The following is a 25,551-nucleotide window of genomic DNA, read 5'->3' as shown; positions in this document are numbered from 1 at the left end:
TTCCTACTTTAGGAAATCAATTGAGAAATCATGAAATCTAATTAAAATAAGAGATGTAAAGAATGAAGGAGGTAGAAAAATGAAAAAAGCAGCAGTAATCGTTGCACCTGGATTTGAAGAAGGAGAAACATTAACAATTGTAGATATTATTCGCCGAGCAAATATACAATGCGATATGTTTGGTTTTGATAAAGTTGTTGAGGGTGGACATAGCATAAGTGTTCAATGTGATCGAGTTCTGAGTGATGAAATCATTGATTATGATATGATTGTTTTACCTGGTGGATATGATGGGGCAGCGAATATGAGAGATAGTGAAGAAGTGATTTCCATTCTTCACTCTATGAATGAAAAAGGAAAATATATTTGTGCTATGTGTGCCGCACCTATTGTATTAGAAAGAGCTAACTTATTGATGAATAAAAACTATACAGCATATAGGGGGTATGATCAAAAAATAAAGCAAGGACATTATTTAGAAGATAAAATTGTGATTGATGGAAATCTTGTGACAAGTCGTGGTCCAGCCACAGCATATGCATTTGCATATAAATTAGTTGATTTATTAGGTGGAGATTCATTAGCAGTGAAAAAGAGAATGGTTTATTTCAATGCGTTTGATGTGAAGGAGGATGAATAGTATGGCACGTGTTGCAGTATTCATGTCTGAAGGATTTGAAGAAGGGGAAACATTAACAATTGTTGATTTGTTAAGAAGGGCAGGAATTGAATGTCATACCTTTAGTTTTGACAATGAATTTGTTAAAGGCATGCATCATATGTTGATTAAGGCTGATAAAATGTTTGGCCAAGCGGTGAAAGATTATGATATGATTGTTTTACCAGGTGGAAGACCAGGAGGAGAGAATTTGAAAAACAATCCAGATGTGATTGCAATGGTTCAGTATTTTCATGAGCATCATAAATATATTGCAGCAATGTGTTCGGGAACTCTTGTTTTATCAGATGCTCAAGTCATTACAGGTAAAAAAGTAACTGGATATACAGGATATGCTGAAAAATTAGTGGGTGGAGAATTTGTAGATGATGTTGTTGTCTTTGATCAAAATATTATCACAAGTCAAGGACCTGCAACACCTTATCCATTTGCATTTAAGATTATAGAAGTATTTAATAAAGATACGACTGAAATGAAGGAAAGATTGATGTATAATTTTGCTGGTGGAAGATAGAAAGTGAGTGATTAAGGATGATTTATGGAAAATTGCCTGTTGTGTTTTTAAGTACCATTGCGAGTGAAAAAAATGGGTCAACAAATTGTGTGATCGCAACATATATTTTGGAACATTTAGATGAGATGCAAGATATTGGTATTAAAGAAATTGCTAAGAAATGTAATGTTGCAGTGAGTTCTATTTCACGTTTTTGTAAAGAAACAGGATTAAGAGATTTTGTTGAATTAAAAGAGTTACTAGCTTCAATAGATTTTCATTTTGAAGAACAATCGCAGTCCAAGTCTTTGCATCAAAGAATTGAGGATTATAGCGATAAAATTCATGATAGTATTCAAATGGTGAAGAATACAATTGATGGTCATCAATTAATGAAACTATGTGATGATATCAAAAAGTATCAAAGAGTTGGCGTGTTTGGCTTGTTAAAAGCAGGTTCAGTAGCGATTAATCTTCAAGGAGATTTATTAATGCTTGGAAAACAAGTTTATACGCATATATCTTATACACAACAAATGCAATATATCATAACAGCTGATGAAAATGATTTAATTATTATTTTCTCTTATACGGGATCCTATTTTGATTATCAAAATTTGAGAGCATTGAAGAAAAAATTGATTGCTCCTAAAATATGGATGATATCTGGTGATAAGAAAAATTATCCTTCCTTTGTTGATGAAGTGATCTCATTTGAGTCATTACAAGATCAAGCAAGTCATCCTTATCAGTTACAGTTTGTAGCCAGTTTAATTGCACAAGAATATTCAAAAATGTGTAAACAATAGAGAAAATAATTGTGATATATAATGAAAAAGAGATTTTAAATACTATTTTCTCATAGTAGATAAAAATCTCTTTTTGTATTTTTGAATTGAGGAAAATCATCTATAGAATGAAAGATGATGAGGAGAGATAATGAAAGTAAGAATAGAAAAACAAATGTCTGAATCATTTATTCTTGCTGTTTTGTTAGCATTGGTAGGAGGCTTTTTAGATGCATATACATATGTTTGTAGAGGTCAGGTTTTTGCTAATGCTCAAACAGGAAATATTGTAAAAATGGGGATGACAATTGTTCATGGTGAGTATTTAAAAACAGTGAGATATTGTATACCTATCATTGCTTTTTGTTTGGGCATTATGTTAACAATGCTGATTAGAAATTATGATAGGCATAAAAGATATTTTCATTGGCGACAGATTGCACTCTTTATAGAAATGCTAGTAATGTTTTTTGTGAGTTGGATTCCTGTTGGTTCGTTTAATATTTTGGCGAATATTATGGTATCTTTTATTTGTGCAATGCAGGCAGAATGTTTTAAAAAAGTACTTGGAAAACCTTTTTCATCTACAATGTGTACAGGGAATTTAAGAAGTGGAACAGAATATTTTTATCATGCAATTTGCTATCATAATCAAGCAGAGATGAAAAAATGTATGCATTATTGTTTGATTATTCTATTCTTCGTGCTAGGTGTTATGCTAGGAGTTCAATTGACGAATGTGATTGTTGAAAAAGCCATACTGATTTGTATATTACCTATGATAATAGCATTATGGATCATGTTTAAAAGAAATACATAAAGTCAAGATATTTATTGTTGTTAAAAATATGTTATTGGTCTTTAAGATGTGAATCTTGATATTGTTTAGGAGTCATATGTTTATATTTTTTAAAAACTTGAATAAAGTTACTTTGAGAACTAAAATTTAATAAACAACTAATATCTATATGACTTTTATTTGTAAATAAAAGTAATCTGGCAGCTTCGTCCGCCTTTTTTCTTTGAATATAAGATGTGACTGTTTCATTCATTTCCTGCTTAAAAGCAAGTGAGAGATAACTAGAGGATAAGCCTGTATATTCGGCTAAATGATGAAGTGATATTTTATCATAAAGATGTGTATCAATATAATGAATACATTTATAAATATGTAATGAATAATTCATTTTTTTAGCTTCATTTAACTGATGATAGAAATCTTGAAGTGTCTGATAAAAAAGCGAAGATGTATCGCGATATTGATGAGCTTGTGTTATTTTTTGAATCATTTGATCAGACAAAGTAAATGCAAGTTCAGATGAAACACCTTCTTGGATATTAATACGTGTTAATATTGTAACCAGCCCAATATACTTATATTTTTGATCTTCTAAAATATCAGGGGAGAGTGGAAAGTATTCATACTGCTTAATTTCTGAAAATAACTCTTTAATTGTATGAAAATGTCCCTGTTTATATGCATTTAGCAACATTTGTTCCCAGTGATAGTAATCTGGTGTATTTTGTGTTATACGGCGATTTGTTAGAACATCGTTTTCTTTGGATTTTTGGTTTTTATTGACATAATCAATATGAATTTGATTCAATGATAAAACTTGATGAGTGACAATTTCATAGATCATTTTGACATGGTTTTGAAAAGACATGAAATGAAGATTGGCAATATGTGAACGAATGAGATGTTCAGGTATAATCTGTGTCCATGATTCAGGTAAACATTGATCTGTATTTTCAATGTCATTGAGAATACAGGCAGTAATAAAAAAATATGTTTTTTTAGCAAAATTAATTTGTAATCGTGCATATGCAACACTATGATCATAGACAAGAATATGAACATCGTGATGTGTCATTGTAAAGACATCATCAAGGAATTCTTTAAGATTTATCATTGTAATCTTAGGATGGATTAAATGATATTCCTGATCGAAAATGACACAGGGAATATGCAGGGTATTATAGAGTTCATCAATAATAGAAATAATAGCTTCCATAAATTCTCCTTTTATCTAAAAATAGTGATATAGACATAAAAATATAAATATAATCTTCTTGTTCTTTATTATATACTAAGGTCATCAAAAATGATATGAAAACGCTAACAAAAAAGGAGGAAAAGTGAAAAATGAAACATAAAAAGAAGATTATCATTGGTTCTGCAGTTGCTGTTCTGGTTATAGGAACTGCTGCTGGAGGGGGAACAGTCTTATCAACACTACAAAGTGGAACAGGACAATTGAATGATGGAGCGATAGCTTTAGAAGATGGAGCAGGTAAAATTTTATCTGGAGCTAAATCTTTAAACGATGGAAGTTCACAGTTGTACACAGGTGTTGAACAGTATACTGCCGGAGTTGATGCGTTAGCAAAGGGAACAGATGTTTTGAACCAAGGTTTAACAAAATATACAGGTGCTGTAACAGCATTAAAGACCGGAGCAGATGGTTTGTATTCTGGTGTTTATGCTTATATGGGTGGTGTCAAAGGATTGGATGCTGGAGTGCAAACTTTATATGATGGAACAACTGTTCTTATAAATGGAACACCTACATTAGAAACAGGAGCAACACAACTGAATCAAGGAACGGAAACTTTAACAAATGGTATGGCATTACTGGATGAAAATAGTGCAACATTATTGGCAGCACCAGATCAACTTGTAGAAGCTCTAACAGCTATAAAAAAAGGTTTAACTGTTTTGCCAGATCAAACAACAGTGAAAACATTGACAGATGGTTCACAACTTGTTTCCCAAGGAATTGCTGGATTAGAAACAGGAGCGAAAGGTGTTGATACAGTTGCAGGACAATTACAAACAAGTATAAGTAAGCTTCAAGGAGCATATAGTTCTGATGAATTAGCTCAATTTGCAGCTAAGCTTGCTAATCCACTAACATATTCTGAGGCTATGAGTCAGGAAAATGCACAAGTGTTGCTGATGCAATTAGCAGGAACTTACACTGCAACTGATCAAGCGCTAGATCAAGCTGTTCCAGTTGTGAATGGATTGAAAAACGCAACCAAAAATGTAGCAGAAGGTGCAAGTCAACTTAATCAAAAATACAGTCTAATCAATCAAGGACTACAAACATTAACAAAGTTACCTGGTGTGAAAGATGGATTGATTCAAGGTATTGATGGAATAATTCAATTGATTAAGGATAAAGATAAAGGGATTGAAACAGGTTTAAAGACATATGTTGAGGGTGTTCATACTGCTTATGTTGGTTCACAGGCTCTTCATCAGGGAACAACTGAATTAAAGAAAGGTGCTCAAACTTTAAATCAGGGATCACAAACACTTTATAGTGGTGTTAAGATTTTAAAAGAAGGAAGTTCTCAATTATCTCAAAATGCACAACCATTGACTGATGGAACATTTGCATTAATGAGTGGGTTGAATCAGTTAAGTTCAACAAATGCTCCTCTATTAAATGGGGTACAAACATTAAATACAGGACTTGTGAAGTTAAGTGAATTAAGAACAGGTTTATTAGCCGGTGCCAAAGGTATTAAAGATGGTAATGCTGGTGTTCATGATGCTATGAATGGATTGTATGAAGGAATTAAAGTTTTAAAGAATGGAACAAATGAATTATATTCAGGTGTTGGTGGTAAAAAGAAATAAATAGTAAAATGACAATGAAATTATTCTGTTTCATTGTCATTTTTTTCTTTTATATGATTGATTTGATTTTGTTCAAAGATGACTTCTCCTTCAAAAGGATATGTCTTTGTTATTTTATTGAACTTATCTAAGATTTGTGTTGCTTTAATAGGGTTATGATTGTGTAATAATTCATAAGCATACTCAACTCTAAGATTGGTTAAATCACTGGATAGTAATTTGCTTAATTTCATGTATTTCTTATCACGCATGATTTCAATGCGTGAATCTTGGGGATCATTTAATAACATATTATAAATCATCGTTCCTTTTAAGATAAAGCGATAATTATCATTAATATGAAAAACATGACTTAATATATCTTCTGCTAAATCATAGGCTTTCTGATAATGTCCTAAATCTATTTGCCTTAAACAAGCAAGAACTGTAATAGACATACAAAGAGAATATTTTAAATCCTGATGAGAATAGATTGTAAAATAGTCTTCAGGAGTATCTTTTAATGAATATCCTAGATTTATAGATTCAACAATTTTAAGTTGTTGAAAACATGCATATTTGGTGATTGGATATTTTATCATATTATAAACATTTGTTCCATCATTATCTAATTCTGCAATAAATGGAATAGCATTTGTTATTGCACTTATTATACCAAATACAGAAAGCGACATAAAAAATGTTTGAACGTAAGGCTGATTAATAACAAAGCATAAAATCAATGTAATCATTGCAGTAATGAGATTACTGAAAATCCCACCTAAATGATACAATACAAAAGGAAAAGGTTCTTGAAAATGATCAATTGTCATTAAACATTGTCCCATCGTCCCAGGTATTTTCATAGATTTTACTTTTAACTTCTCATCTTCTTTTATAAATGTAAAGTTGAAGAAACGTATAGATATGAATTGATATCCTGATAATAAGCCAAAAATCATGTGACCTAACTCATGAATAATGGTTTGTAAAAAGATACTGATATAAAATGAAAATAATATAAATAAGAGTGGTAAAATAAAATGATCTGAAGAATCTAAAAATGAAATTCCAAAATAACCACAGATACCACCACCAATTGCATAGAGAAGGATAACCAATATTTGAATAAGAACTTTTTTCATAAAAATACTCCTTTTGGTTTATTGTACATGATTAACATATATGAGTGCAATGATTTTTTATTACATGATATATCTTGTTTTGCGATTTTTGGATATAGAAATTGTATGAAAATATGAAAACTCTGTTTGGAGAATAGAAAAATTAAAATGAATAAATCAAAAATGTTTATATTATTTTAAATCTGATTGTAAAATAAAAATGAAAAATAACTTTACAATTACATTTTCTTTTTGTATGATATTCAAACATACAAGGAGGATTGTTATGAAAGTACAGGATATGTGTTTATATGCATTGTTTGCAATTTTAATAGCAGTGGGAGCTTTTGTCAAAGTACCAGTTTCAATTGTTCCAATTACATTACAAACATTATTTGTAATATTAACAGCATTGATTTTAAGAAAGAGAGCTGTCTATAGTGTTCTTCTTTATATTATCATGGGATTGGTTGGACTGCCTGTTTTTACAAATGGTGGTGGACTTTCTTATGTTTTTGTTCCATCATTTGGTTATTTAATAGGATTTGTGATCAGCAGTTATTTTATTGGAAGTTATCAAATGAGTGATTGTTTTGCTTTGTTTATAAGATGTTTTATTGGGCTTATAATCATTTATATAGTAGGCATGATTTATTTTGTTTTTATACAGTTTGCTTATTATCATCAAGTTTTTTCAATGAGCTGGATTGTTGTCAGTTTATGTCTTATTTATTTACCTGGAGATTTGCTGTCAATCATTATAGCAATAATCATCTATCAGCGTGTCCAATTCATGATACCACAATAGATGATACCACCAAAAGCATAGTCTATCAAAGATTATGTTTTTTATATAATTTAATCACTTTCTTTAAGCAACTATTGTGATATAATTTGCTTGTTGTAAATATGGGGATGTTTGTCATAATTTATATAACATAAGTATAGACGAGGAGAGAATGATATGGATGCCATTATGGAAAATGAAGTTGTACAATTTAGAGATAACGAATTTATATGAGATGTCATTATATCAGTAGGATATCGTGTGAAATCAAAACGAGGCATATTGTTTAGAAAATGGGCAAATAAAATATTAAAAGATTATTTGTTGAAAGGTTATGTTATTAACAATAGACATTTTCAAGATATTGATTATGTGACAAAGATTTTAGATGATGATCATCATACATTAACATTCCCTAAGGGAGAAAGAGATGTTTATGTTATTGATTATGAAGAATGTATAGAACTTATTCGTAAAACGATGTTTGTTGATAAGGAAGATCAGTTTGTGATTGAAAAAGATCAATCCTTTCATTCAAGTATTGCGACTATCTATCAAAGTTTTGGAAATCAGGATTTATATCCAATAATTGAGGATAAAGCAAGTGCATTACTTTATTTCATTGTTAAAAATCATAGTTTTATTGATGATAATAAAAGAATAGGGGCAACCATATTTTTATATTTCTTGTCGAAGAATAAAGCTTTATATAAAGGTAAAAAGGAAAGAATCAGTAATGATGCTTTTGCAACATTGACGATATTGGTAGCATCTTCTAGACCAGAGGATAAAGATATTGTGATAGATTTAGTGAAAACATTGTTAAACTAAAAAGATGATATTTCTTTGAAGATGGACTTATTCCATCTTTTTGTTTCACGATAATACTTAAAAAAATATATATAAAATTTTTTAAATAAATTTCATAAAAAGTATTTACAAATGGAAAAAACAGGTATATACTGACATTACTTCAAAAATTTGAAGTAAGAAATTAAAAAAATTTAAGTAAATATACAGGAGGAAATAGATATGTTTGAACAAGTGAAAGATGCATTAGTAGAATCATTAAATATTGATGGAGGAGATATTAAGTTAGAATCTAACTTAAAAGATGATTTAGGAATTGATTCATTAGCTGCTGTTGAATTATCTTTAGATTTAGAAACTGAATTTGATGTTGAAATCTCTGATGAAGAATTAGCTGCTTTAGTGACAGTTAAAGATATCGTTGTATTAATTGAATCTAAACAATCATAAGCTAAGTTAACTTAGCTTATTTTTCTAAGGAGGAAACTTATGGATACTGAAAAAATTAAATCAATTATGAAAATGTTTGAAGAAAGCCAAATTTCTAAAATGGATCTGACTGATGGTGATTTACACATGACATTAGAAAAAGAAACAGAAGCAGTAGAAGTCATCAGAAAGCCAGTTATTGAAAAAGAAATTGGAAAAGAGGAGCCTATTCAAGTGGGAACACCTGTTAAAAGTCCATTAGTAGGAACTTATTATCAGGCTAGTGGTACTGATCAAAAAGCATTTGTGAGTGTTGGTGATCATGTGAATACGGGTGATACGATTTGTATTATTGAGGCAATGAAAGTGATGAATGAAATTAAGGCAACAACAAGTGGAAATATCTTATCTATTGAAGTTAACGATGGTGAAACTGTTGAATATGATCAAGTTTTAATGATGATAGGGTAAGGTGATTTCATGATTGAAAAATTATTAATTGCAAATCGTGGTGAAATTGCAGTCAGAATTATAAGGACATGTAAAGAAATGGGAATACAGAGTGTTGCGGTCTATTCAACTGCTGATAAATTATCATTGCATGTACAGTTAGCTGATGAAGCAGTGTGTATTGGTGGACCACTTGCCAATGATTCTTATTTGAATATGAATGCAATCATACAGGCAGCCTGTAATACAGGATGTGATGCAATTCATCCGGGATTTGGTTTTTTAAGTGAAAATAGTCAATTTGCCAGATTGGTCATCCAATGTGGTTTGATTTGGGTAGGACCGACACCAGATATTATTGATATGTTAGGGAATAAAGCACAAGCGAGAAAATTAATGAAAGATGCTGGTGTACCTGTGATTCCTGGTTCTAAAGAAATTGTTGAATCAGTTGAACATGGTCAGGAAATCGCAAGAGAGATTGGTTATCCTGTCATCATTAAGGCAAGCAATGGCGGTGGTGGACGTGGCATGCGTGTTATTTCTAATGAAGAAGAATTTGAAACCCAGTATATGAATGCAAAAGCGGAAGCCAAAGCATGTTTTGGAGATGATGATGTATATCTGGAAAAATTTATTGAAAATCCAAAACATATTGAAGTTCAGGTTGTTGGTGATCAGCATGGTCATGTGATTCATTTATATGAAAGAGATTGTTCATTTCAAAGGCGTCATCAAAAGATGATTGAAGAAGCACCATGTCATATCTTAAAGAAAGATGTACGAGAAAAACTATTTGCTGATGCTTTAAAAGCTTGTCTTCATGTAGGATATGATAGTTTAGGAACAATTGAATTTCTACTAGATAAATATGGTCATTATTATTTTATGGAAATGAATACCAGAATCCAAGTGGAACATCCTATTACAGAAATGATCTGTGGAATTGATTTGGTGAAATTACAATTAAAGATTGCTGAAGGATTAAAACTTCCTTATCAACAATCAGATATTCATCAAAATGGATATGCCTTAGAATGTCGTATCAATGCTGAAGATATGAATAGAGATTTTGCGCCAACACCAGGAAAAATTGCTTTTATGCATTTACCAGGTGGTCGAGGAATTAGGGTTGATAGTGCAATGTATTGTGGCTATGAAATATCACCTTATTATGATTCTATGATCTTAAAATTAATTACATTTGCTCCAACTCGTTTAGAGTGTATCAAAAAAATGCGTGCTGCATTAAGTGAAGTGATTATTGATGGTATTTCTACTAACACAAAATTTCATTATTATGTCTTACATTCTAAAGATTTCATTGATGGTCAATATGATACAGGATTTTGTGAACGTTTTATAAAGGAGTTGAAAGAGAATGGATCAATTGTTTAAGAAAAGAAATCAAGAATTAAAAGAATTTTCTTCTTGGTTAAAAAGACATAAACCAAAACAGAAAAAAGAAGTTCCAGATAATATCTTTAAACAATGTGATGCATGTCATGAATCTATTCCTTATTTTTCATTTGTAGAAAATAATTATGTCTGTCCTAAATGTGGTCATCATATGAAAATTAGTGCTAGACAACGTATTCGAAGTTTAGTAGATGAAGGGACTTGGCGTGAATATTTTGAAAAAGATTGTTCTGTGAATATTGAAAACTTTCCAGGATATGATGAAAAACTAAAAAAAGCGAAAATGTCTACAGGAATGAATGAAGCTGTAATTTGTGGGATTGGTAAAATGAATCAACAGCGGGTTGTTTTATGTGTGATGGATTCTCATTTTATGATGGGGAGCATGGGAAAAGTTGTTGGTGAAAAGATTTGTAAAGGTGTTGAACTGGCAACTCGTAAAAAACTTCCTTTGATTATTAGTTGTACAAGTGGTGGTGCCAGAATGCAGGAAGGGATTGATTCTTTAATGCAAATGGCTAAAATTAGTGCGGCTTTGAAAAGATTTTCTAATCAGGGTGGTTTCTATATCACATTACTAACACATCCGACAACAGGTGGAGTCAGTGCCAGTTTTGCTATGCTGGGAGATATCATTATCTCTGAACCTCAAGCATTAATTGGATTTGCTGGAAAACGCGTCATTCAAGATACAATTAAACAAGAATTGCCAGAAGGGTTCCAAACTGCTGAATTCTTATTAGATAAAGGTTTTATTGATATGATTGTTGAACGTCAAAACTTAAAGACGGTTTTATCAGAACTATTAAGATTACATGGAGGAAAATTATGAGCCTCATAGATAACGAAAGAAAAATCAAAGAACTCCAGGCAACACGTGCATTGTTAGACGCTGGGAATGAATATGATCAATTATCAAAAGAGATCGATGAGTTAATGAAAGAAACATATGATCATTTAACGCCATGGGATCGTGTTTGTCTGGCAAGACATCCCAATCGTCCTAAAGCAATTGATTTTATAGACGGATTGTTTGAGCATTTTTATGAGTTGCATGGTGATCGCTGTTATGGGGATGATCATGCGATTATTGGTGGTGTTGGGTATTTTCATGATATGCCAGTCACAGTGATTGCTCAAGCTAAAGGAAAGACTTTACAAGAAAATCTAGATCGTCATTTTGGAATGTGTAATCCAGAGGGGTACCGTAAGGCTTTAAGACTTGCAAGACAAGCTGAAAAATTCCATCGTCCTATCATTACTTTTGTGGATACTGCTGGAGCTTACCCAGGGATTGAAGCAGAAGAACGTGGACAAGCACAAGCCATTGCTGATTGTTTATATACTTTTTCAGATATAAAGACGCCAGTTATTTGTGTTGTTTTATCAGAAGGTGGTAGTGGTGGTGCTTTGGCATTGAGTGTAGCTGATCGTATTTGCATGTTAGAAAATGCAGTTTATTCTGTCTTGTCACCAGAGGGCTTTGCGAGTATTTTGTGGAAAGATGATTCACGTGTTCAAGAAGCGGCTGATGTGATGAAATTAACATCTTATGATTTATATGATAAAGGTATTGTTGATTATTTAATCAAAGAACCAACTGGTGGTATGCAAAATGATTTAAAACTTGTTTTACATGATTTAGATCGTTATTTATATGAAACATTGCAGACATTAAAGGCAACCAAAGAAAAAGATATGTTAGACAACCGTTATGGGAAATTCCGTAAGATGGGAAGTATGTCAAGATGAATAATCAAGTAAAAATTCTAGGTTGTGGCTTGGCCAAAGCTCAACAGAAAATTACAAATTTTGATTTAGAGAAACGTGTAGAAACAAGTGATGAATGGATTGTTCAAAGAACAGGAATTTCTTCACGTTATATAACGATTGATGAAAATACGAGTGATTTGGCTGTACGTGCTTCTTTGCAGGCTATTGAAAGTGCCCATATACAAAATAAGGATATAGATGTTATTCTTGTTGCAACAATGACACCTGATTGTTTAACACCATCGACTGCTTGTCTTGTACAAGCCAAGTTAGGTTTAAATGATGTGCCAATCTTTGCGATTGATATCAATGCCGCCTGTAGTGGTTTCTTGTATGCTTTTCAACTTGCGAGTGATTTAATCAATCGTTATCAAAAAATATTAATTATTGGCAGTGAAACATTAAGCAAAATGTTGAACTGGGATGATCGCAGTACTTGTGTTTTATTTGGAGATGGAGCAGGGGCTATGATAATAGGTCAAGGTTCATCTCAATTATTTCATTATGCCAATAGTGAAGGTGATTTATCTGGTGTGTTAAAAGCCAATGGATTAACTTTAACGCAGAATTTACAAAATCAAATCCCAATTGATCAATTTTTGACAATGCAAGGGAATGATGTGTTTCGATTTGCAGTGCGTGTTCTTAAAGAATCAATTGAAAATGTTTTAAAACAGGCCCATCTCACAATTGATGATATTGACTTGATTATTCCTCATCAAGCAAATTATCGAATTATTAATCATGTTGCTAAAAGAATGAAAGTTGATATTTCTAAGTTTTATATGAATTTGCAAGAATTTGGAAATACTTCAGCAGCAAGTATTCCTATTGCTTATGCTCAGGCTCATGAAGCAGGATTGATAGACGAACATAAACGAGTGATTCTTGTTGGATTTGGGTCTGGACTCACATATGGCGCAACATTGATTGACAAAGTAGGAGGAGAAGAATGTGTTAAATAAATTATTAAATATAAAATATCCCATTATTCAAGGGGCAATGGCAAATATTGCGACAGCTGAGTTTGCAGCCTGTGTTTCCAATTGTGGAGGACTAGGAATTATTGCAACTGGATCAATGGATGCCAAGCAGACACGTGAAGAAATTCAAAAGTGTAAACAATTAACAAGTCAACCATTTGGTGTCAATGTCATGTTGATGAATCCTTATGCCAGTGAAATTGTCAAAGTGATTTGTGAGGAAGGTGTGCCAGTTGTGACAACTGGTGCAGGTAATCCTGGGACTTATATGGAACAGTTTAAAGCAGCAAGTATTAAGGTCTTTCCAGTTGTTCCAAGTGTCGGATTGGCTAAAAGAATGGAACGTGCTGGTGCTGATGCATTGATTGTTGAAGGTGGCGAATCAGGAGGACATGTTGGTGAAATGACAACTATGGCTTTGGTTCCTCAAGTAGTTGATGCAGTTTCAATTCCAGTCATTGCAGCAGGTGGTATTGCTGATGGACGAGGAATGATGGCAGCCTTTGCACTTGGTGCATGTGGTGTTCAAGTGGGAACATGTTTATTGGTTGCTGATGAATGTCCAATTCATGAAAATTATAAAGATGCTGTGATTAAAGCAAGAGATACAGATACAGTTGTGACAGGAAAAAGTGTGAACACACCTGTTCGTATTTTGAAGAATCAAATGGCGAGAGAATATTTGAAATTAGAAGGACATTTTGAAAGTCGTGAAGAACTTGAAAAATTAACATTGGGTGGTTTAAGAAAAGCTGTTCAAGATGGTGATGTGAAAATGGGTTCAGTCATGATGGGACAAATTGCAGGTATGATACAAGAAAAGAAACCAATGCAACAAATTCTTGATGAATTGATGTCTTCTAGCAAAGATGTTTATCAATCATTAAGTCAAATCATGGAGGCGTTATAAATGATTCAAATTCAAGATCAATTTTTAAGTATTCCTCTGATTCAAGGTGGAATGGGAGTAGGTGTATCGCTATCATCGCTAGCAGGACATGTTGCGAAATGTGGTGGTATGGGTGTCATCAGTGCTGCTCATCCAGGATATAATTTTGAAGGATTTAGAAAAAATCCTATCGCAACGAATTGCCAAGCGATTAAACACCATATCAAACGTGCCAAAGAAATAGCGCAAGGAAAAGGTTTGATTGGTGTGAATATCATGGTCGCTGGTCATGGGTATGAAGATATGGTCAAAGCATCTATTGAAGGTGGCTGTGATGCCATTATTTCTGGTGCTGGATTACCATTAGATTTACCAAAGTTTGCCAAAGGAAAGGCTCTTCTTGCACCGATTGTTTCAAGTGGAAAAGCGGCTAGACTGATTGCAAGAGTATGGGAAAAACGTTATCAATGTACACCTGATTTTGTAGTGATTGAAGGTAGTGATGCAGGTGGACATTTAGGATTTAAGAAAGAAGATTTGTTAGCAGGGACATGCCAGAAATTATCAGAAATTCTAGCAGATGTTAAAAAAGAATTACAGCCTTTTCAAGAAAAGTTTAAGAAGAAGATTCCTATTTTTGTAGCAGGTGGGATTGACTGTGGTCAAAAAATTGCAGAATATATCAAGTTAGGGGCAACTGGAGTTCAAATTGCAACGCCGTTTATTGCGACTTATGAATGTGATGCAGCTCAAGAATTTAAAGATATGGTTATCAATGCTTCAGCAGAAGATATAGAAATTGTTAAGAGTCCAACTGGGTTTCCAGGACGAGCTATTGTCAATGCATTTGTTCAAAAAACAAGAGACAGAGGCAATATTCACATGCAAAATTGTTTACATTGTATGATTCCATGTACACCTGAAGATACACCTTATTGTATTAGTGAGGCATTGATTCAAAGTGTTCAAGGAAATGTGAATCAGGGTTTAATCTTTGTAGGAACACAAGCAGCTAAGATTCACCAAATGAAACATGTTGATGAATTAATTCAGGAATATATGCAGGAAATGGAGGGAGAGCTATGAAAATAGGATTTATCTTTGCTGGACAGGGAGCTCAGTATGTTGGAATGGGAAAAGAACTCTATGAGAACTTTGAAGAAGCAAGAGCTGTTTTTGATCAGGCTAATATTGATGTTGATGTCAATAACATTTGCTTTGAGGGACCAGAAGATATTTTAAATGAAACATCATATGCTCAACCATGCATTTTAACAACATCATTAGCAATCGCAAAAGTTGTAGAAGCACATGGCATTAAACCTGATTATGTAGCAGGTCTTTCTTTAGGAGAGTATTCTGCACTTGCCTATGCCAATGCCTTTTCTATTCATGATGCGATTCAGATTGTACGTGCGAGAGGTCAACTGATGAGCGAAGCATTACCTGCTGGTACAACTTCGATGGCTGCTGTATTAGCCATGGAAGCTGATAAGATTCAGGAAGTGATTGCCGATATTGATGATGTTACGATTGCCAATTACAACTGTCCAGGACAAATTGCAATTACAGGTAAAAAAGAAGCTATTGAAATGGCGAGTGAAAAATTAAAGGAAGCAGGGGCAAAACGTGTTATTCCTTTAAAAGTATCTGGGGCTTTTCATTCACCATTGCTAGAAGAAGCATCGTTACAATTAAAAACTGAATTAGGGAAATATGATATTCAAAAACCAAAAATACCTGTTGTTTATAATATTTCTGGAAAAGAAGAAGATGGGGATCTTCAAGATATATTAACAAAGCAAATCAAATCAAGTGTTTATTTTTATCAGTCATTACAATATATGATTGAAAAAGGTGTAGACGTTTTTGTGGAAATTGGTCCAGGAAAAGCCTTGAGTTCTTTTGTGAAAAAGACAGATAAGACAATACCAGTTTATAGTGTTGATAATGTTGAAAGTTTAAATAAAATGTTAGGAGCTTTAAAAGATGAATAAAGTGGTAGTGATTACGGGTGCAAGTCGAGGGATTGGTAAAGCCATTGCCTTGAAGTTTGCTAAAGAGGGATACTGTATTGTGATTAATTATCGTGGGAATGAAGAAAAAGCCAATCAGGTCAGACAGGAATGTATGGCAAAAGGTGTGAGTGCCATTCTTTGTCAGGGTGATGTTTCTCAATATGAGGAGATGGAACATTTGATGAAAGTAGCTATGGATAATTATGGACGTATTGATGTTCTTGTGAACAATTCAGGAATTACAAAAGATCAATTGTTATTGAAAATGAATACACAAACATTTATGGATGTTGTTGATGTGAATTTAAAAGGAACATTTAATACAATCAAAGCAGTCACTCGTATTATGATGAAACAAAGAAGTGGAGTGATTATTAATATGGCTAGTGTCATTGGTGAAATTGGAAATGCTGGACAAGCCAATTATGCTGCTAGTAAAGCAGGAATTATTGGTTTAACAAAATCAGTAGCTAAAGAATTAGCACCTCGTTCAATTCGTGTGAATGCGATTGCTCCAGGATTTATTGCAACTGATATGACAGATGTTCTAGATGAAAAGACAAAAGAAAACATCTTGCAGGCGATTCCTTTAAATACATTAGGAGCGGTAGAAGATATTGCGAATATGGCATATTTTTTAGCGAGTGATCAAGCAAAATATGTAACTGGTCAAGTGATCAATGTTGATGGCGGAATGGTCATGTAGAGGAGGATGGAGAATGAAAAAAAGAGTTGTCATAACTGGAATGGGAGTTTTGTCCCCAATTGGAAATACAGTTGAGGAAACTTGGCAGAGTATTCAAAATCAGGTTTGTGGAATTGATGAGATTACACATTTTGATACAACTGATTATAAAGTGAAATTAGCTGGTGAAGTGAAAAACTTAGATATGGAAGAATATTTTACCAAACGTGAATTAAAATTCAATGATCGTTTTACGCAATTTGCAAGAGTTGCTGCAAAACAAGCGATTGAAGATGCACAGTTGGATTTAGAAAAGGTGAATAAAGATCGTTTTGGAGTGATTGTTGGTTCTGGTATTGGTGGTGTTGAATCAATTGAAAAAGCAGAACAGTCTTTACTCAATAGAGGACCATCAAAGGTTTCGCCTTATTTTATTCCTATGACATTGATCAATTTAGCGGCTGGAAGTGTTGCGATTGATTTAGGTGCCAATGGTCATGTTTCATCTATTGTTACAGCATGTGCTGCTGGTACAAATGCAATTGGTGAAGCTTTTCATAAAATCAGAGATGGTTATGAGGATATGATGCTAGCCGGTGGAAGTGAAGCTTCGATTACACCATTATCAGTGGCTGGTTTTGCTTCTATGAAAGCCTTGCATACGGGAACTGATAAAAATCGTGCATCTATTCCTTTTGATCAAGAACGTAGTGGATTTGTTATGGGTGAAGGAGCAGCTTTACTTGTTTTAGAATCTTTAGAACATGCTTTGTCTCGTGGAGCAAAAATTTATGGTGAAGTTGTTGGATATGGAGCAACTTGTGATGCTTATCATATTACAGCACCATTATCTGATGGCAGTGGTGGTGGAAAAGCTATGATAAATGCTATGAAAGATGCAGGTATAGAGCCATCGAATATTGATTATATTAATGCTCATGGAACAAGTACACCTTTAAATGATAAAACAGAAACAGCAGCTGTCAAATATGCATTTGGAGAAGCAGCGAAACATGTGGCGATGTCTTCAACAAAATCATATACAGGACATTTATTAGGTGCGAGTGGTGCATTAGAATCAGTGATTTGTATCAAAGCACTTGAAGATGGTTATATTCCTGCAACACTTCATTATCAAATCAAAGATGAAGATTGCGATTTGGATATTGTTCCAAATGATGGGAGATATCAGGATATTCATTATGCAATGAACAATTCACTTGGTTTTGGTGGACATAATGCTTCATTAATCTTTAAGAAGTGGGAGGATTAATCATGTTATATAATTCAAATGATATTCAAAAAATTATTCCTCATCGTTATCCATTTTTATTAGTTGATTGTGTTGAAAGTATAAGTGAAGATGGCAAAATGATTGTTGGAAGAAAATGTGTGACTGCTAATGAGATGCAGTTTTTAGGACATTTTCCAGATAAACATGTGATGCCTGGTGTTCTTATTATTGAAGCGTTAGCTCAAACAGGTTGTGTATTATTACTTTCTAAGGAAGAAAACAAGGGAAAAATTGCTTTCTTTGCGGGGATTAATAAAGCACGTTTTAGAAAACAAGTGATTCCAGGTGACGTTTTAACAATGACAGTCACTTTAACAAAAGAAAAAGGTGGCATTTATTTTGCCACCATTGAAGCAAGAGTTGAAAATGAAATTGCTGTGACAGGTGAAATCATGTGTGCTGTAGGAGATTAGTTTTTCCGAATGCTGACTTCACCTGATTGGAGAATCTTTTCTTGATCATTAACAATGATTGTTAGACTGGAATCATCATTAATAGAGGCCACATAGGCTGGATAAGTTGTGTTATTTTCAAATACTGTAATGTTTTGATGTAAGACATAAGAGGATTGACGATAGATGTCAAGAAATGATAAAGAAGATAATTTTGAATAATCATCATAGAAAATATTCAGAAAATCTATGATGATTTTTTGTCGTGGAACAAAACTTTGCAAATCATCTTCAATACAGCCAGCAATCCCTTGTAATTCATGAGGCATATCATAATGATGAACATTGAGTCCAACTCCGACAATCATATTTTCAATTTGAGCAGTATTCATTTCTAATGTTGCTTCACAAAGAATACCAGCTATTTTCAAGTCTCCTAACATGATGTCATTGACCCATTTGATGGTTGGCTCAAGTGAATAATTCTTCTTGATAGTTTTGATGAGTGCAACAGCACAACAGGAAGTGATTTTTAATGAATCATAGATAGAACGTTGTGGTTTGAGTAAAAAAGAAAGATAGATGCCTTTTTGTTTTGGTGAATAAAAAGTTCTGCCATTTCTTCCTTGACCAGCAGTTTGACTATCAGCAATAATAATATCACCTTGTTGATAATTTCCTGTTTTCATTAGTAAATTTGTTGAAGTGACTTCATCATAATATTCAATGTTTTGATAAAAGGAATGAAGTTGTTTTTTGATATCATCACTGAAAATAATATCATTGTCTAATGTTAAACAATATCCTTTTTTTGTTGAAGTGACAATTTGATATCCTTTCTCTTTTAATTTCTTCATATATGTAGATATTGTCATTCTTGAGACATTTAATTTGTTACTGATTTCCTGCCCGGAAATAAAGTGTCCCTGTTTTTTTGTTAATATTCGTAATATTTGTTTTTCCATGTTTTTATTATAGCGAGTATTTGTTATAATGGAAAGCAAAAGAGGTGAGTAAGATGATTTTATGTGATAATCCTCAAAAAGTAACAGAATTATTTGAAGGATGGCATGAGACTATGATTTATTCATATTTGCAGGGGTGTATGGGAGAATGCTATGTAGATAATCAAGAAAATCCACAATCCGCACAGATTTTGATTGCTGATTTTTATTTGTATGCAGGTGTTCCCTGTATTGAGTTGGTGAAAAATATCAAAAGTGATTTTGTGATTATGGTTCCTCAAAATGAAGCGTGGTCTTTATTGATTAAGGATGTTTATGGTATGAATGCGACACATCATCAGCGCTATGCAACATTAAAGGAAAAAGATATTTTTGATGTTGAATACCTTCAATCATTGGTTACTGGATTAGATGGACAATATAAATTGAAAATGATAGATCAAGAATGTTATCATAAAATTATGGCATCTTCCTATGAGCCATTTCATGATTTATGTAGTCAATTTAAGACTTATGATGTATATCAAAAGTATGGATTAGGGTGTGTAATTATGAAAAATCAAGAAATAATATCTGGAGCATCTTCTTATACTTATTATTTAGAAGGTATAGAAATAGAAGTGGATACACATCCTAATTATCAAGGAAAAGGTCTAGCGAAAATATGTGCAGCAAAACTCATATTAGAATGTTTAAAAAGAAATATATATCCAAGTTGGGATGCACATAATCAAATTTCTTTAGCTTTAGCTAGAAAATTAGGATATCAATTTGATCACTCTTATATTGTTTATGAAATTATAAAATAGGTGTTCATCTATAGCAGATGAATACCTATTTTTTCATGATAACTATGAATCTTTTGGATAAATGTTTGGTCAACAGCATTCATTAGTTTTAAGGCATAGTTTTGTGCCTCATAATGAGAAAATTCATGTTGGATAAGTAATTTGTAAAAGAATTGATATTCATTAATGAAATGATTAACTGTTTGTTGTCCTAGGGGTGTTAAAGAGATATTGTGAGTGGTAATAGAAATATAGTGGGCCTGTAAAAGCAATTGAATTGCACGATAAACACTAGCCTTTGAATAACCAAGTGATATAGCAATATCAATTTGATGAACATGAGAATTTTGAAGTGATAGAAGATAAATCGTAATTAAATATTTTTGCATTGATATTGTGAGTGACATTATTTTTTACCTTTCATGATAAAAGATTCTCCATCAACTTTATACCATCTTAATTCATGAAAATATTCACTCATAAGAGCATACATTTCCTTTTTTGAGTAAATTTTAATATCACCTTCCGTTGAAAATCTCATAAATAAATTCATTATCCATCTCGCTACGCCTATTTGATAACAGTCACCAATTAACAGTGTCCCTCCAGGCTTTAAGACACGATAAACCTCAGAAAGAACAAACTGGGGATGAGGATAATGATGAAATGAGTCATTACAGTAGACAATATCAAAGGATTGATCAGCAAATGGTAAATGTTCAGCATCACCTAAAATAAAAGTGGCTTTATTACCTAATTTATTTTCAGCAATTTTTAACATTTCTTCTGATAAATCTAAACCAATTATATTTCGTGAAGAATCTTCACGAATGACCTGATACATTAACTCGGCGGTACCACATCCTAAATCTAAAATATCCTGCCCATAGATGTGAATCATTTCTTGTAACATATGAGGATAAAGTTTTCTGGCATGAACACCTTTGATATCATGATCGTAAGTTAGTGCCTGCTGATTAAAAGCTTGTTTTGATAATTCTTTTCTGTTTTTCATAGTATTTTTCCTTTCAATGAACAATGTTCATTCATATATTTGGTTGAACCCTGATTAATTATCAGGGTTCATTTCGTGTTTTAATAAAATCATCATATAGTTTTTCATACTTTGAGCAATTTCTAGATTTGGCATATCAGTATGAGACAAAAGCCCAATTTGTCCATAGGTAAGAAATTGAATAAGGTAGTCAGGGTGGTTGATTTTGAGATGATTATCTAGACAATATTTTTGAACTTCTTCTAATATAATAGGAGAGAGATGCTGACAAATACGCATAGAAAGTTCATCATGTAAATTTTTGTTTTCTGGTTGATGAAAGAAGTGATGATATTGGTGGATATCTTTTTCTTGAATCATCATTTGAAAAAGAATTTCTATTTTTTCAAGTAAGTTTTTATTGGGATTTTGTAAAACAGATAGAAATAACGCGCAGCAATTTTCTACATATTGATTCATGGCTTCCTGAAATAAGACTTGTTTACTATCAAAATATCGGTAACATAAACCAAGTGAAACATTTATTTCTTTAGCGATATCACGCATAGAGGTTTGTTCATAACCTTGATAGGTAAATAATGTCATTGCTGTATCTAGAATTTCCTGTTTTCTGATTTGAGGATCTTTAATCTCCCGTTTGGATATGTTTCTTTCTCTAGGCATTGTTTCATCTCCTGACAATTGTATTATAAGACAATGATATAAAAAGTCAATGAACATTGTTCATTAATGGTTAGTCTTGCTAACAAAAGATAAACTATACTTTTTCTATAAGAAAGTGTAAAATAAGGATATGGAATGGGAGATGATATAATGGCGACTTATGAAGAGGTTTTAGATAATGTGACTTTACAGGCAAGTGAAATTATTGCACGAAAGAATCAGAATGAAATCGTTTCTGATTTATATAATGTTATAAGTGAAAAATGTGAAAATGGGGATTTGATTAATGAATTAAATGGAATTGAAAGAATATTTTATCTTTGTCAAACTTTTGAATCAGAAATGAATAATGGTGGGATTTATCATTTTTATCAAAGTGTTTCAGGTAATTTTGCAAATGAAACAGTAGAAGCTTTATTAGAGATAGGAGCTAAACATACTGCTTTGATTCTTGATAAAGGAAATAGTTTATTTAAAGAAGGAATTGTACCTGAAGATCAGGATGCAAGAATTGAAGAAATTGAGAATCTTGATTATCGAGATGTTTCTTGGCTATTTGATGAATTAGATAGAGAATTCTATTTATATGAAGATAATTTAGGACAAATGAATTTGGAATATGTTTTAGCAAACAAAGAAGCTTTTATGTAAGAAAATGACATTGTAATTCTATAAAAAACAATTATAATAAGAGAGAGGTGAATAAATATGAATTATTTTGATAAAATTAATGAGAGATTAGCTACAAAATTAAAAGGAAAAACATTAACGAAAGAATCTTCTTTTAAAGATTTAGGAATAGATTCTTTAGATTTAGTCGATTTGGTTTTTGAACTAGAAGAAGAAATTGGTGTCGAATTTCAAGATGATGAATTAATCAAGATTTCTACTGTTCAAGATTTATTAGATTTAATTGATTCTAAAAAATAGAGGATGTCCTCTATTTTTTGATATATAAGGAGAAGAATATGATTTATCAGGTTGATGACAATAAGATAGAGGTAGATATACAAGATATAAATGATGATCATATGTATATTGCAATGATGACATTAGATGAATTAAAGAATAGTTACCAGAAATTACATATTACAAAAAGATCTATTATGCGTTGTGAAGAAACATCTCTAATTAATGAAAATATTATTATTCCACATAAGAATTATTATTATGGTTTGATTAATTTAATTAATGCAAGAGATGTATTTGTTAAAAAAGATACTTTAGCATTTTTTATATTTAAGAATATCTTTTTGGTTGTCGTTGTTGATGATGAAGATCATCATATTAATGAAGTTTTTCAATCATCTAGTGGTTATGTTTTAGAAAAAGGTATTTCTATTACTCGTCTTGTTTATTATTTTTTAAGCGAATTGATTTCTAAAGATTATCAATATATTGAAGAATTGCAAGAAGAAATTGAAGAGTTAGAAATTCATGATAGTGAAGAAGAATCTATCCGTTTTACAAATCAGTTACGTCAATTAAGTAAAGAATTACTTTTATTAAGAAACTATTATGATAATTTAGTTATTATTGGAGAAGAATTACAGATGAATCATCATCATATTTTTGAAGATGATGATATGCGTTATTTTGAAATTTTTACTAGAAGAATAGAACGTTTATCTGGTAATGTACAAATGTTAAGAGAACTTTTAAATCAAGCTAATGAAGCACATCAGTCTAAATTGGATTATAAGTTGAATAAAACAATGCAATTTTTTACAGTTGTCACAACGATATTTATGCCATTAACATTGTTAACAGGGTGGTATGGTATGAATTTTAAAAATATGCCAGAATTGGATAATGTCTATGCTTATCCAATTGTTGTTGGTGTCAGTATATTGGTTGTGATTGGGTTAATTGTTTGGTTTAAGAAAAAGAAATTTTTTTAAAAAGTGAATGAGAATGGATGTTATGAACAGGTAGACGCCATTCTCTTTTTGTGTTCTAGAATATAGAGATAAAATTAAAAAATAAAATGAATATTGTACACAAAAATTCCACAACAGTGTTCTATAATGACGATATGTTCATATGAAATGATCTATATAATGAGAAAAATGAATATGATCATAGAGAAAGATATTAAATTGTGTTGAAATAACAAGAATGAACGGTTATACTCATGATGTTAATGATAAATGTCTTGAGTTATTTTATTGATGAAAAGATATTTTATAAAGAAGTGAAAGTAGGATGAGGGGAAGTTATGGCGTTTAATACATTGATATTTGTTCTTTTTTTTGGAATCGTTGTGATTGGAAGTTTTATAGTACCAGCAAAATGGAAATGGATGTTTTTATTAGCATCAAGTTACTTTTTTTATTTTTATGCGAGTGCGAAATTTGGCATATTTATTATTTTGACAACAGTCACATCTTATTTAGCTGCTCTCTATATTGGGAAACAGCATGAATTAGAGAAAAGTGACGGTGTGACTAAGGAAGATAAGAAGCATTTAAAGAGTCAACGTAAAAGAATGTTGGTTGGTTTATTGCTTTTGAATTTTGGTATTTTGTTTGTTTTGAAATATTTTAATTTCTTTTCAGAAAATTTAAATTACTTATTGAATTCTTTATCATTTGGAGGCAATATACCAAAATTAAATCTAATTTTACCTTTGGGTATTTCATTTTATACGTTCCAAACAATGTCTTATGTGATTGATGTTTATTGGGGAAAGGTAAAACCAGAAAGAAATTTAGCAAAGGTTGCTTTGTTTGTTTCATTTTTTCCACAGATTTTACAAGGACCAATTGGACGTTATAAGGATTTAGCTCCACAGTTATATGCGCCTAAAAAAGCAAGTTATGAGGACCTTAAGTTTGGTTTGCAACTGATGATGTGGGGATATTTTAAGAAAATGATTATTGCTGATCGTGCTGCGGTCATTGCGAACTATGTCTTTGATAATTATTTTCATGTTTCAGGTATGGGTGTTGTTTTTGGTGTTTTTATGTATGCAATTCAAGATTATACAGATTTTTCTGGGTGTATTGATATTGCTCGTGGTTGTGCTCAAACAATGGGTATTACAATGGCAGAGAATTTCCGCAGACCATATTTTTCTAAGACAGTCTCAGAGTTTTGGAGAAGATGGCATATGTCATTGGGTGCATGGATGAAAGATTATGTTTTTTTCCCATTTTCACTAACAAAGAGTGTTTCTAAACTTGGGAAATTTGCAAAGAAAAAATTCGGTAAACATATTGGACGAACATTGCCTATCGCATTAGGAAATTTATTGGTGTTCTTTTTGGTTGGTGTTTGGCATGGAGCAAGTTGGAACTACATCATTTGGGGAATTTTCTATGGTTTATTAATTGCCATAAGTGGTATGATGAGACCAGTATTTAATTGGATGAATAAAACTTTACATATCAATACAAAGTCGAAAGCTTTCCAATTATTTCAGATTTTAAGAACATTTTGGATTACTTGTGTAGGTTGTATCATTTTCCGTGCTGCCA

At 32.0% G+C, this 25,551-nt stretch carries 30 protein-coding genes; 24 read left to right on the top strand and 6 right to left on the bottom strand.

What is annotated here, in order from left to right; genetic code table 11:
- Positions 1-79 precede the first annotated feature (79 nt).
- The 4 genes from BN350_RS13480 to BN350_RS13465 all read left to right on the top strand — a co-directional run bounded on the left by BN350_RS13480 (position 80) and on the right by BN350_RS13465 (position 2,780).
- Positions 80-640 carry a DJ-1 family glyoxalase III gene (locus BN350_RS13480; protein ID WP_028044079.1) on the top strand — a complete coding sequence of 187 codons (561 nt, stop codon included), beginning with the start codon at positions 80-82 and terminating at the stop codon, positions 638-640.
- 1 nt (position 641) lies between these two features.
- Positions 642-1,193: a DJ-1 family glyoxalase III gene (locus BN350_RS13475; RefSeq protein WP_028044078.1), complete on the top strand. Its 552-nt coding sequence runs from the start codon at positions 642-644 to the stop codon at positions 1,191-1,193.
- 17 nt (positions 1,194-1,210) lie between these two features.
- Positions 1,211-1,981 (top strand): MurR/RpiR family transcriptional regulator, encoded by a 771-nt coding sequence (locus BN350_RS13470; protein WP_028044077.1) that lies wholly within the window; start codon positions 1,211-1,213, stop codon positions 1,979-1,981.
- Between the two features lie 130 nt (positions 1,982-2,111).
- The gene (locus tag BN350_RS13465) at positions 2,112-2,780 is read left to right on the top strand and encodes a YoaK family protein (protein WP_028044076.1); all 669 of its coding nucleotides are present in this window, start codon (positions 2,112-2,114) and stop codon (positions 2,778-2,780) included.
- A 31-nt stretch (positions 2,781-2,811) separates the two neighbouring features.
- Here BN350_RS13465 and BN350_RS13460 read toward each other — a convergent pair whose 3' ends face one another.
- Complete coding sequence (locus BN350_RS13460) at positions 2,812-3,975, bottom strand: helix-turn-helix domain-containing protein (protein ID WP_028044075.1); 1,164 nt, start codon at positions 3,973-3,975, stop codon at positions 2,812-2,814.
- Between the two features lie 131 nt (positions 3,976-4,106).
- Between BN350_RS13460 and BN350_RS13455 the strand changes: the two genes are divergently transcribed.
- Complete coding sequence (locus BN350_RS13455) at positions 4,107-5,609, top strand: hypothetical protein (protein ID WP_028044074.1); 1,503 nt, start codon at positions 4,107-4,109, stop codon at positions 5,607-5,609.
- 20 nt (positions 5,610-5,629) lie between these two features.
- Here the strand turns inward: BN350_RS13455 and BN350_RS13450 are convergent, their stop codons facing one another.
- Positions 5,630-6,733, bottom strand: coding sequence for a hypothetical protein (locus BN350_RS13450; RefSeq protein ID WP_028044073.1), 1,104 nt, complete (start codon positions 6,731-6,733; stop codon positions 5,630-5,632).
- Positions 6,734-6,998: 265 nt separating this feature from the next.
- On the opposite strand from BN350_RS13450, the gene BN350_RS13445 reads away from it, so the two are divergent.
- The 14 genes from BN350_RS13445 to fabZ all read left to right on the top strand — a co-directional run bounded on the left by BN350_RS13445 (position 6,999) and on the right by fabZ (position 18,662).
- Entirely contained in the window at positions 6,999-7,520 is a 522-nt protein-coding gene (locus tag BN350_RS13445) for a biotin transporter BioY (RefSeq protein WP_028044072.1), read from the top strand.
- A gap of 219 nt (positions 7,521-7,739) precedes the next feature.
- On the top strand, positions 7,740-8,330 hold the full coding sequence (locus tag BN350_RS19260) for a RhuM family protein (RefSeq protein ID WP_196802966.1): 591 nt from the start codon (positions 7,740-7,742) through the stop codon (positions 8,328-8,330).
- 201 nt (positions 8,331-8,531) lie between these two features.
- Positions 8,532-8,759, top strand: a complete 228-nt coding sequence (locus tag BN350_RS13435) for an acyl carrier protein (protein WP_028044071.1) — start codon at positions 8,532-8,534, stop codon at positions 8,757-8,759.
- Positions 8,760-8,798: 39 nt separating this feature from the next.
- A complete protein-coding gene (locus BN350_RS13430; RefSeq protein ID WP_028044070.1) occupies positions 8,799-9,209 on the top strand; it encodes an acetyl-CoA carboxylase biotin carboxyl carrier protein in 411 nt (136 codons plus the stop codon).
- A gap of 9 nt (positions 9,210-9,218) precedes the next feature.
- Positions 9,219-10,586, top strand: coding sequence for an acetyl-CoA carboxylase biotin carboxylase subunit (gene accC / locus BN350_RS13425; protein WP_028044069.1), 1,368 nt, complete (start codon positions 9,219-9,221; stop codon positions 10,584-10,586).
- Positions 10,570-11,439, top strand: a complete 870-nt coding sequence (gene accD, locus BN350_RS13420; RefSeq protein WP_028044068.1) for an acetyl-CoA carboxylase, carboxyltransferase subunit beta — start codon at positions 10,570-10,572, stop codon at positions 11,437-11,439. The genes accC and accD overlap by 17 nt, the downstream gene beginning before the upstream one ends.
- Entirely contained in the window at positions 11,436-12,359 is a 924-nt protein-coding gene (locus BN350_RS13415) for an acetyl-CoA carboxylase carboxyltransferase subunit alpha (protein ID WP_028044067.1), read from the top strand. Before accD ends, BN350_RS13415 begins: the two co-directional genes overlap by 4 nt.
- On the top strand, positions 12,356-13,345 hold the full coding sequence (locus BN350_RS13410; protein WP_028044066.1) for a beta-ketoacyl-ACP synthase III: 990 nt from the start codon (positions 12,356-12,358) through the stop codon (positions 13,343-13,345). The genes BN350_RS13415 and BN350_RS13410 overlap by 4 nt, the downstream gene beginning before the upstream one ends.
- A 37-nt stretch (positions 13,346-13,382) precedes the next feature.
- Positions 13,383-14,273 carry a DUF561 domain-containing protein gene (locus BN350_RS13405; RefSeq protein WP_044600343.1) on the top strand — a complete coding sequence of 297 codons (891 nt, stop codon included), beginning with the start codon at positions 13,383-13,385 and terminating at the stop codon, positions 14,271-14,273.
- On the top strand, positions 14,274-15,338 hold the full coding sequence (locus tag BN350_RS13400; RefSeq protein WP_028044064.1) for an NAD(P)H-dependent flavin oxidoreductase: 1,065 nt from the start codon (positions 14,274-14,276) through the stop codon (positions 15,336-15,338).
- Entirely contained in the window at positions 15,335-16,249 is a 915-nt protein-coding gene (fabD, locus tag BN350_RS13395) for an ACP S-malonyltransferase (protein WP_028044063.1), read from the top strand. Before BN350_RS13400 ends, fabD begins: the two co-directional genes overlap by 4 nt.
- Positions 16,242-16,976 (top strand): 3-oxoacyl-[acyl-carrier-protein] reductase, encoded by a 735-nt coding sequence (fabG, locus tag BN350_RS13390; RefSeq protein ID WP_028044062.1) that lies wholly within the window; start codon positions 16,242-16,244, stop codon positions 16,974-16,976. Before fabD ends, fabG begins: the two co-directional genes overlap by 8 nt.
- Before the next feature lie 13 nt (positions 16,977-16,989).
- Positions 16,990-18,228, top strand: a complete 1,239-nt coding sequence (gene fabF / locus BN350_RS13385) for a beta-ketoacyl-ACP synthase II (RefSeq protein ID WP_028044061.1) — start codon at positions 16,990-16,992, stop codon at positions 18,226-18,228.
- Positions 18,229-18,230: 2 nt separating this feature from the next.
- The gene (gene fabZ, locus BN350_RS13380) at positions 18,231-18,662 is read left to right on the top strand and encodes a 3-hydroxyacyl-ACP dehydratase FabZ (RefSeq protein WP_028044060.1); all 432 of its coding nucleotides are present in this window, start codon (positions 18,231-18,233) and stop codon (positions 18,660-18,662) included.
- Here the strand turns inward: fabZ and BN350_RS19255 are convergent.
- Positions 18,659-19,606 (bottom strand): biotin--[acetyl-CoA-carboxylase] ligase, encoded by a 948-nt coding sequence (locus BN350_RS19255; protein ID WP_231385288.1) that lies wholly within the window; start codon positions 19,604-19,606, stop codon positions 18,659-18,661. The two genes, fabZ and BN350_RS19255, sit on opposite strands and share 4 nt — an antisense overlap.
- A gap of 53 nt (positions 19,607-19,659) precedes the next feature.
- Here BN350_RS19255 and BN350_RS13370 point away from each other — a divergent pair, with 53 nt between their 5' ends.
- On the top strand, positions 19,660-20,415 hold the full coding sequence (locus BN350_RS13370) for a GNAT family N-acetyltransferase (protein ID WP_044600324.1): 756 nt from the start codon (positions 19,660-19,662) through the stop codon (positions 20,413-20,415).
- An 8-nt stretch (positions 20,416-20,423) separates the two neighbouring features.
- Here BN350_RS13370 and BN350_RS19250 read toward each other — a convergent pair whose 3' ends face one another.
- Genes BN350_RS19250 through BN350_RS13355 form a run of 3 tightly spaced genes read right to left on the bottom strand, consistent with a single transcriptional unit; the run spans position 20,424 to position 22,072 of the window.
- Positions 20,424-20,801, bottom strand: coding sequence for a helix-turn-helix domain-containing protein (locus BN350_RS19250; RefSeq protein WP_044600323.1), 378 nt, complete (start codon positions 20,799-20,801; stop codon positions 20,424-20,426).
- On the bottom strand, positions 20,801-21,409 hold the full coding sequence (locus BN350_RS13360; RefSeq protein WP_028044058.1) for a class I SAM-dependent methyltransferase: 609 nt from the start codon (positions 21,407-21,409) through the stop codon (positions 20,801-20,803). The genes BN350_RS19250 and BN350_RS13360 overlap by 1 nt, the downstream gene beginning before the upstream one ends.
- A gap of 54 nt (positions 21,410-21,463) precedes the next feature.
- The gene (locus BN350_RS13355) at positions 21,464-22,072 is read right to left on the bottom strand and encodes a TetR/AcrR family transcriptional regulator (protein WP_044600322.1); all 609 of its coding nucleotides are present in this window, start codon (positions 22,070-22,072) and stop codon (positions 21,464-21,466) included.
- Between the two features lie 150 nt (positions 22,073-22,222).
- Here BN350_RS13355 and BN350_RS13350 point away from each other — a divergent pair, with 150 nt between their 5' ends.
- From BN350_RS13350 to BN350_RS19245, 4 genes are all read left to right on the top strand, one after another.
- Positions 22,223-22,723 carry a DMP19 family protein gene (locus tag BN350_RS13350; protein WP_028044056.1) on the top strand — a complete coding sequence of 167 codons (501 nt, stop codon included), beginning with the start codon at positions 22,223-22,225 and terminating at the stop codon, positions 22,721-22,723.
- 57 nt (positions 22,724-22,780) lie between these two features.
- Positions 22,781-23,002, top strand: coding sequence for an acyl carrier protein (locus BN350_RS13345; protein WP_028044055.1), 222 nt, complete (start codon positions 22,781-22,783; stop codon positions 23,000-23,002).
- 38 nt (positions 23,003-23,040) lie between these two features.
- The gene (locus tag BN350_RS13340) at positions 23,041-23,973 is read left to right on the top strand and encodes a magnesium transporter CorA family protein (protein ID WP_028044054.1); all 933 of its coding nucleotides are present in this window, start codon (positions 23,041-23,043) and stop codon (positions 23,971-23,973) included.
- A gap of 317 nt (positions 23,974-24,290) precedes the next feature.
- Positions 24,291-25,551: MBOAT family O-acyltransferase (locus BN350_RS19245; RefSeq protein WP_049945575.1), on the top strand; the 1,261-nt coding region annotated here is incomplete at its 3' end.

The organism is Candidatus Stoquefichus massiliensis AP9, assembly GCF_000455285.1.
In the GTDB taxonomy this organism is placed as follows: domain Bacteria; phylum Bacillota_I; class Bacilli_A; order Erysipelotrichales; family Coprobacillaceae; genus Stoquefichus; species Stoquefichus massiliensis.
The sequence above is the reverse complement of the archived record's forward strand: the minus strand, read 5'-3'. Positions and strand labels throughout refer to the sequence as shown.

What these genes read in the sequence shown, in the direction of transcription:
- BN350_RS13480 (WP_028044079.1), top strand. Translation starts at nt 80, where the DNA reads ATGAAAAAAGCAGCAGTAATCGTTGCACCTGGATTTGAAGAAGGAGAA.
- BN350_RS13475 (WP_028044078.1), top strand. Translation starts at nt 642, where the DNA reads ATGGCACGTGTTGCAGTATTCATGTCTGAAGGATTTGAAGAAGGGGAA.
- BN350_RS13470 (WP_028044077.1), top strand. Translation starts at nt 1,211, where the DNA reads ATGATTTATGGAAAATTGCCTGTTGTGTTTTTAAGTACCATTGCGAGT.
- BN350_RS13465 (WP_028044076.1), top strand. Translation starts at nt 2,112, where the DNA reads ATGAAAGTAAGAATAGAAAAACAAATGTCTGAATCATTTATTCTTGCT.
- BN350_RS13460 (WP_028044075.1), bottom strand. Translation starts at nt 3,975, where the DNA reads ATGGAAGCTATTATTTCTATTATTGATGAACTCTATAATACCCTGCAT.
- BN350_RS13455 (WP_028044074.1), top strand. Translation starts at nt 4,107, where the DNA reads ATGAAACATAAAAAGAAGATTATCATTGGTTCTGCAGTTGCTGTTCTG.
- BN350_RS13450 (WP_028044073.1), bottom strand. Translation starts at nt 6,733, where the DNA reads ATGAAAAAAGTTCTTATTCAAATATTGGTTATCCTTCTCTATGCAATT.
- BN350_RS13445 (WP_028044072.1), top strand. Translation starts at nt 6,999, where the DNA reads ATGAAAGTACAGGATATGTGTTTATATGCATTGTTTGCAATTTTAATA.
- BN350_RS13435 (WP_028044071.1), top strand. Translation starts at nt 8,532, where the DNA reads ATGTTTGAACAAGTGAAAGATGCATTAGTAGAATCATTAAATATTGAT.
- BN350_RS13430 (WP_028044070.1), top strand. Translation starts at nt 8,799, where the DNA reads ATGGATACTGAAAAAATTAAATCAATTATGAAAATGTTTGAAGAAAGC.
- accC (WP_028044069.1), top strand. Translation starts at nt 9,219, where the DNA reads ATGATTGAAAAATTATTAATTGCAAATCGTGGTGAAATTGCAGTCAGA.
- accD (WP_028044068.1), top strand. Translation starts at nt 10,570, where the DNA reads ATGGATCAATTGTTTAAGAAAAGAAATCAAGAATTAAAAGAATTTTCT.
- BN350_RS13415 (WP_028044067.1), top strand. Translation starts at nt 11,436, where the DNA reads ATGAGCCTCATAGATAACGAAAGAAAAATCAAAGAACTCCAGGCAACA.
- BN350_RS13410 (WP_028044066.1), top strand. Translation starts at nt 12,356, where the DNA reads ATGAATAATCAAGTAAAAATTCTAGGTTGTGGCTTGGCCAAAGCTCAA.
- BN350_RS13405 (WP_044600343.1), top strand. Translation starts at nt 13,383, where the DNA reads ATGGCAAATATTGCGACAGCTGAGTTTGCAGCCTGTGTTTCCAATTGT.
- BN350_RS13400 (WP_028044064.1), top strand. Translation starts at nt 14,274, where the DNA reads ATGATTCAAATTCAAGATCAATTTTTAAGTATTCCTCTGATTCAAGGT.
- fabD (WP_028044063.1), top strand. Translation starts at nt 15,335, where the DNA reads ATGAAAATAGGATTTATCTTTGCTGGACAGGGAGCTCAGTATGTTGGA.
- fabG (WP_028044062.1), top strand. Translation starts at nt 16,242, where the DNA reads ATGAATAAAGTGGTAGTGATTACGGGTGCAAGTCGAGGGATTGGTAAA.
- fabF (WP_028044061.1), top strand. Translation starts at nt 16,990, where the DNA reads ATGAAAAAAAGAGTTGTCATAACTGGAATGGGAGTTTTGTCCCCAATT.
- fabZ (WP_028044060.1), top strand. Translation starts at nt 18,231, where the DNA reads ATGTTATATAATTCAAATGATATTCAAAAAATTATTCCTCATCGTTAT.
- BN350_RS19255 (WP_231385288.1), bottom strand. Translation starts at nt 19,606, where the DNA reads ATGGAAAAACAAATATTACGAATATTAACAAAAAAACAGGGACACTTT.
- BN350_RS13370 (WP_044600324.1), top strand. Translation starts at nt 19,660, where the DNA reads ATGATTTTATGTGATAATCCTCAAAAAGTAACAGAATTATTTGAAGGA.
- BN350_RS19250 (WP_044600323.1), bottom strand. Translation starts at nt 20,801, where the DNA reads ATGTCACTCACAATATCAATGCAAAAATATTTAATTACGATTTATCTT.
- BN350_RS13360 (WP_028044058.1), bottom strand. Translation starts at nt 21,409, where the DNA reads ATGAAAAACAGAAAAGAATTATCAAAACAAGCTTTTAATCAGCAGGCA.
- BN350_RS13355 (WP_044600322.1), bottom strand. Translation starts at nt 22,072, where the DNA reads ATGCCTAGAGAAAGAAACATATCCAAACGGGAGATTAAAGATCCTCAA.
- BN350_RS13350 (WP_028044056.1), top strand. Translation starts at nt 22,223, where the DNA reads ATGGCGACTTATGAAGAGGTTTTAGATAATGTGACTTTACAGGCAAGT.
- BN350_RS13345 (WP_028044055.1), top strand. Translation starts at nt 22,781, where the DNA reads ATGAATTATTTTGATAAAATTAATGAGAGATTAGCTACAAAATTAAAA.
- BN350_RS13340 (WP_028044054.1), top strand. Translation starts at nt 23,041, where the DNA reads ATGATTTATCAGGTTGATGACAATAAGATAGAGGTAGATATACAAGAT.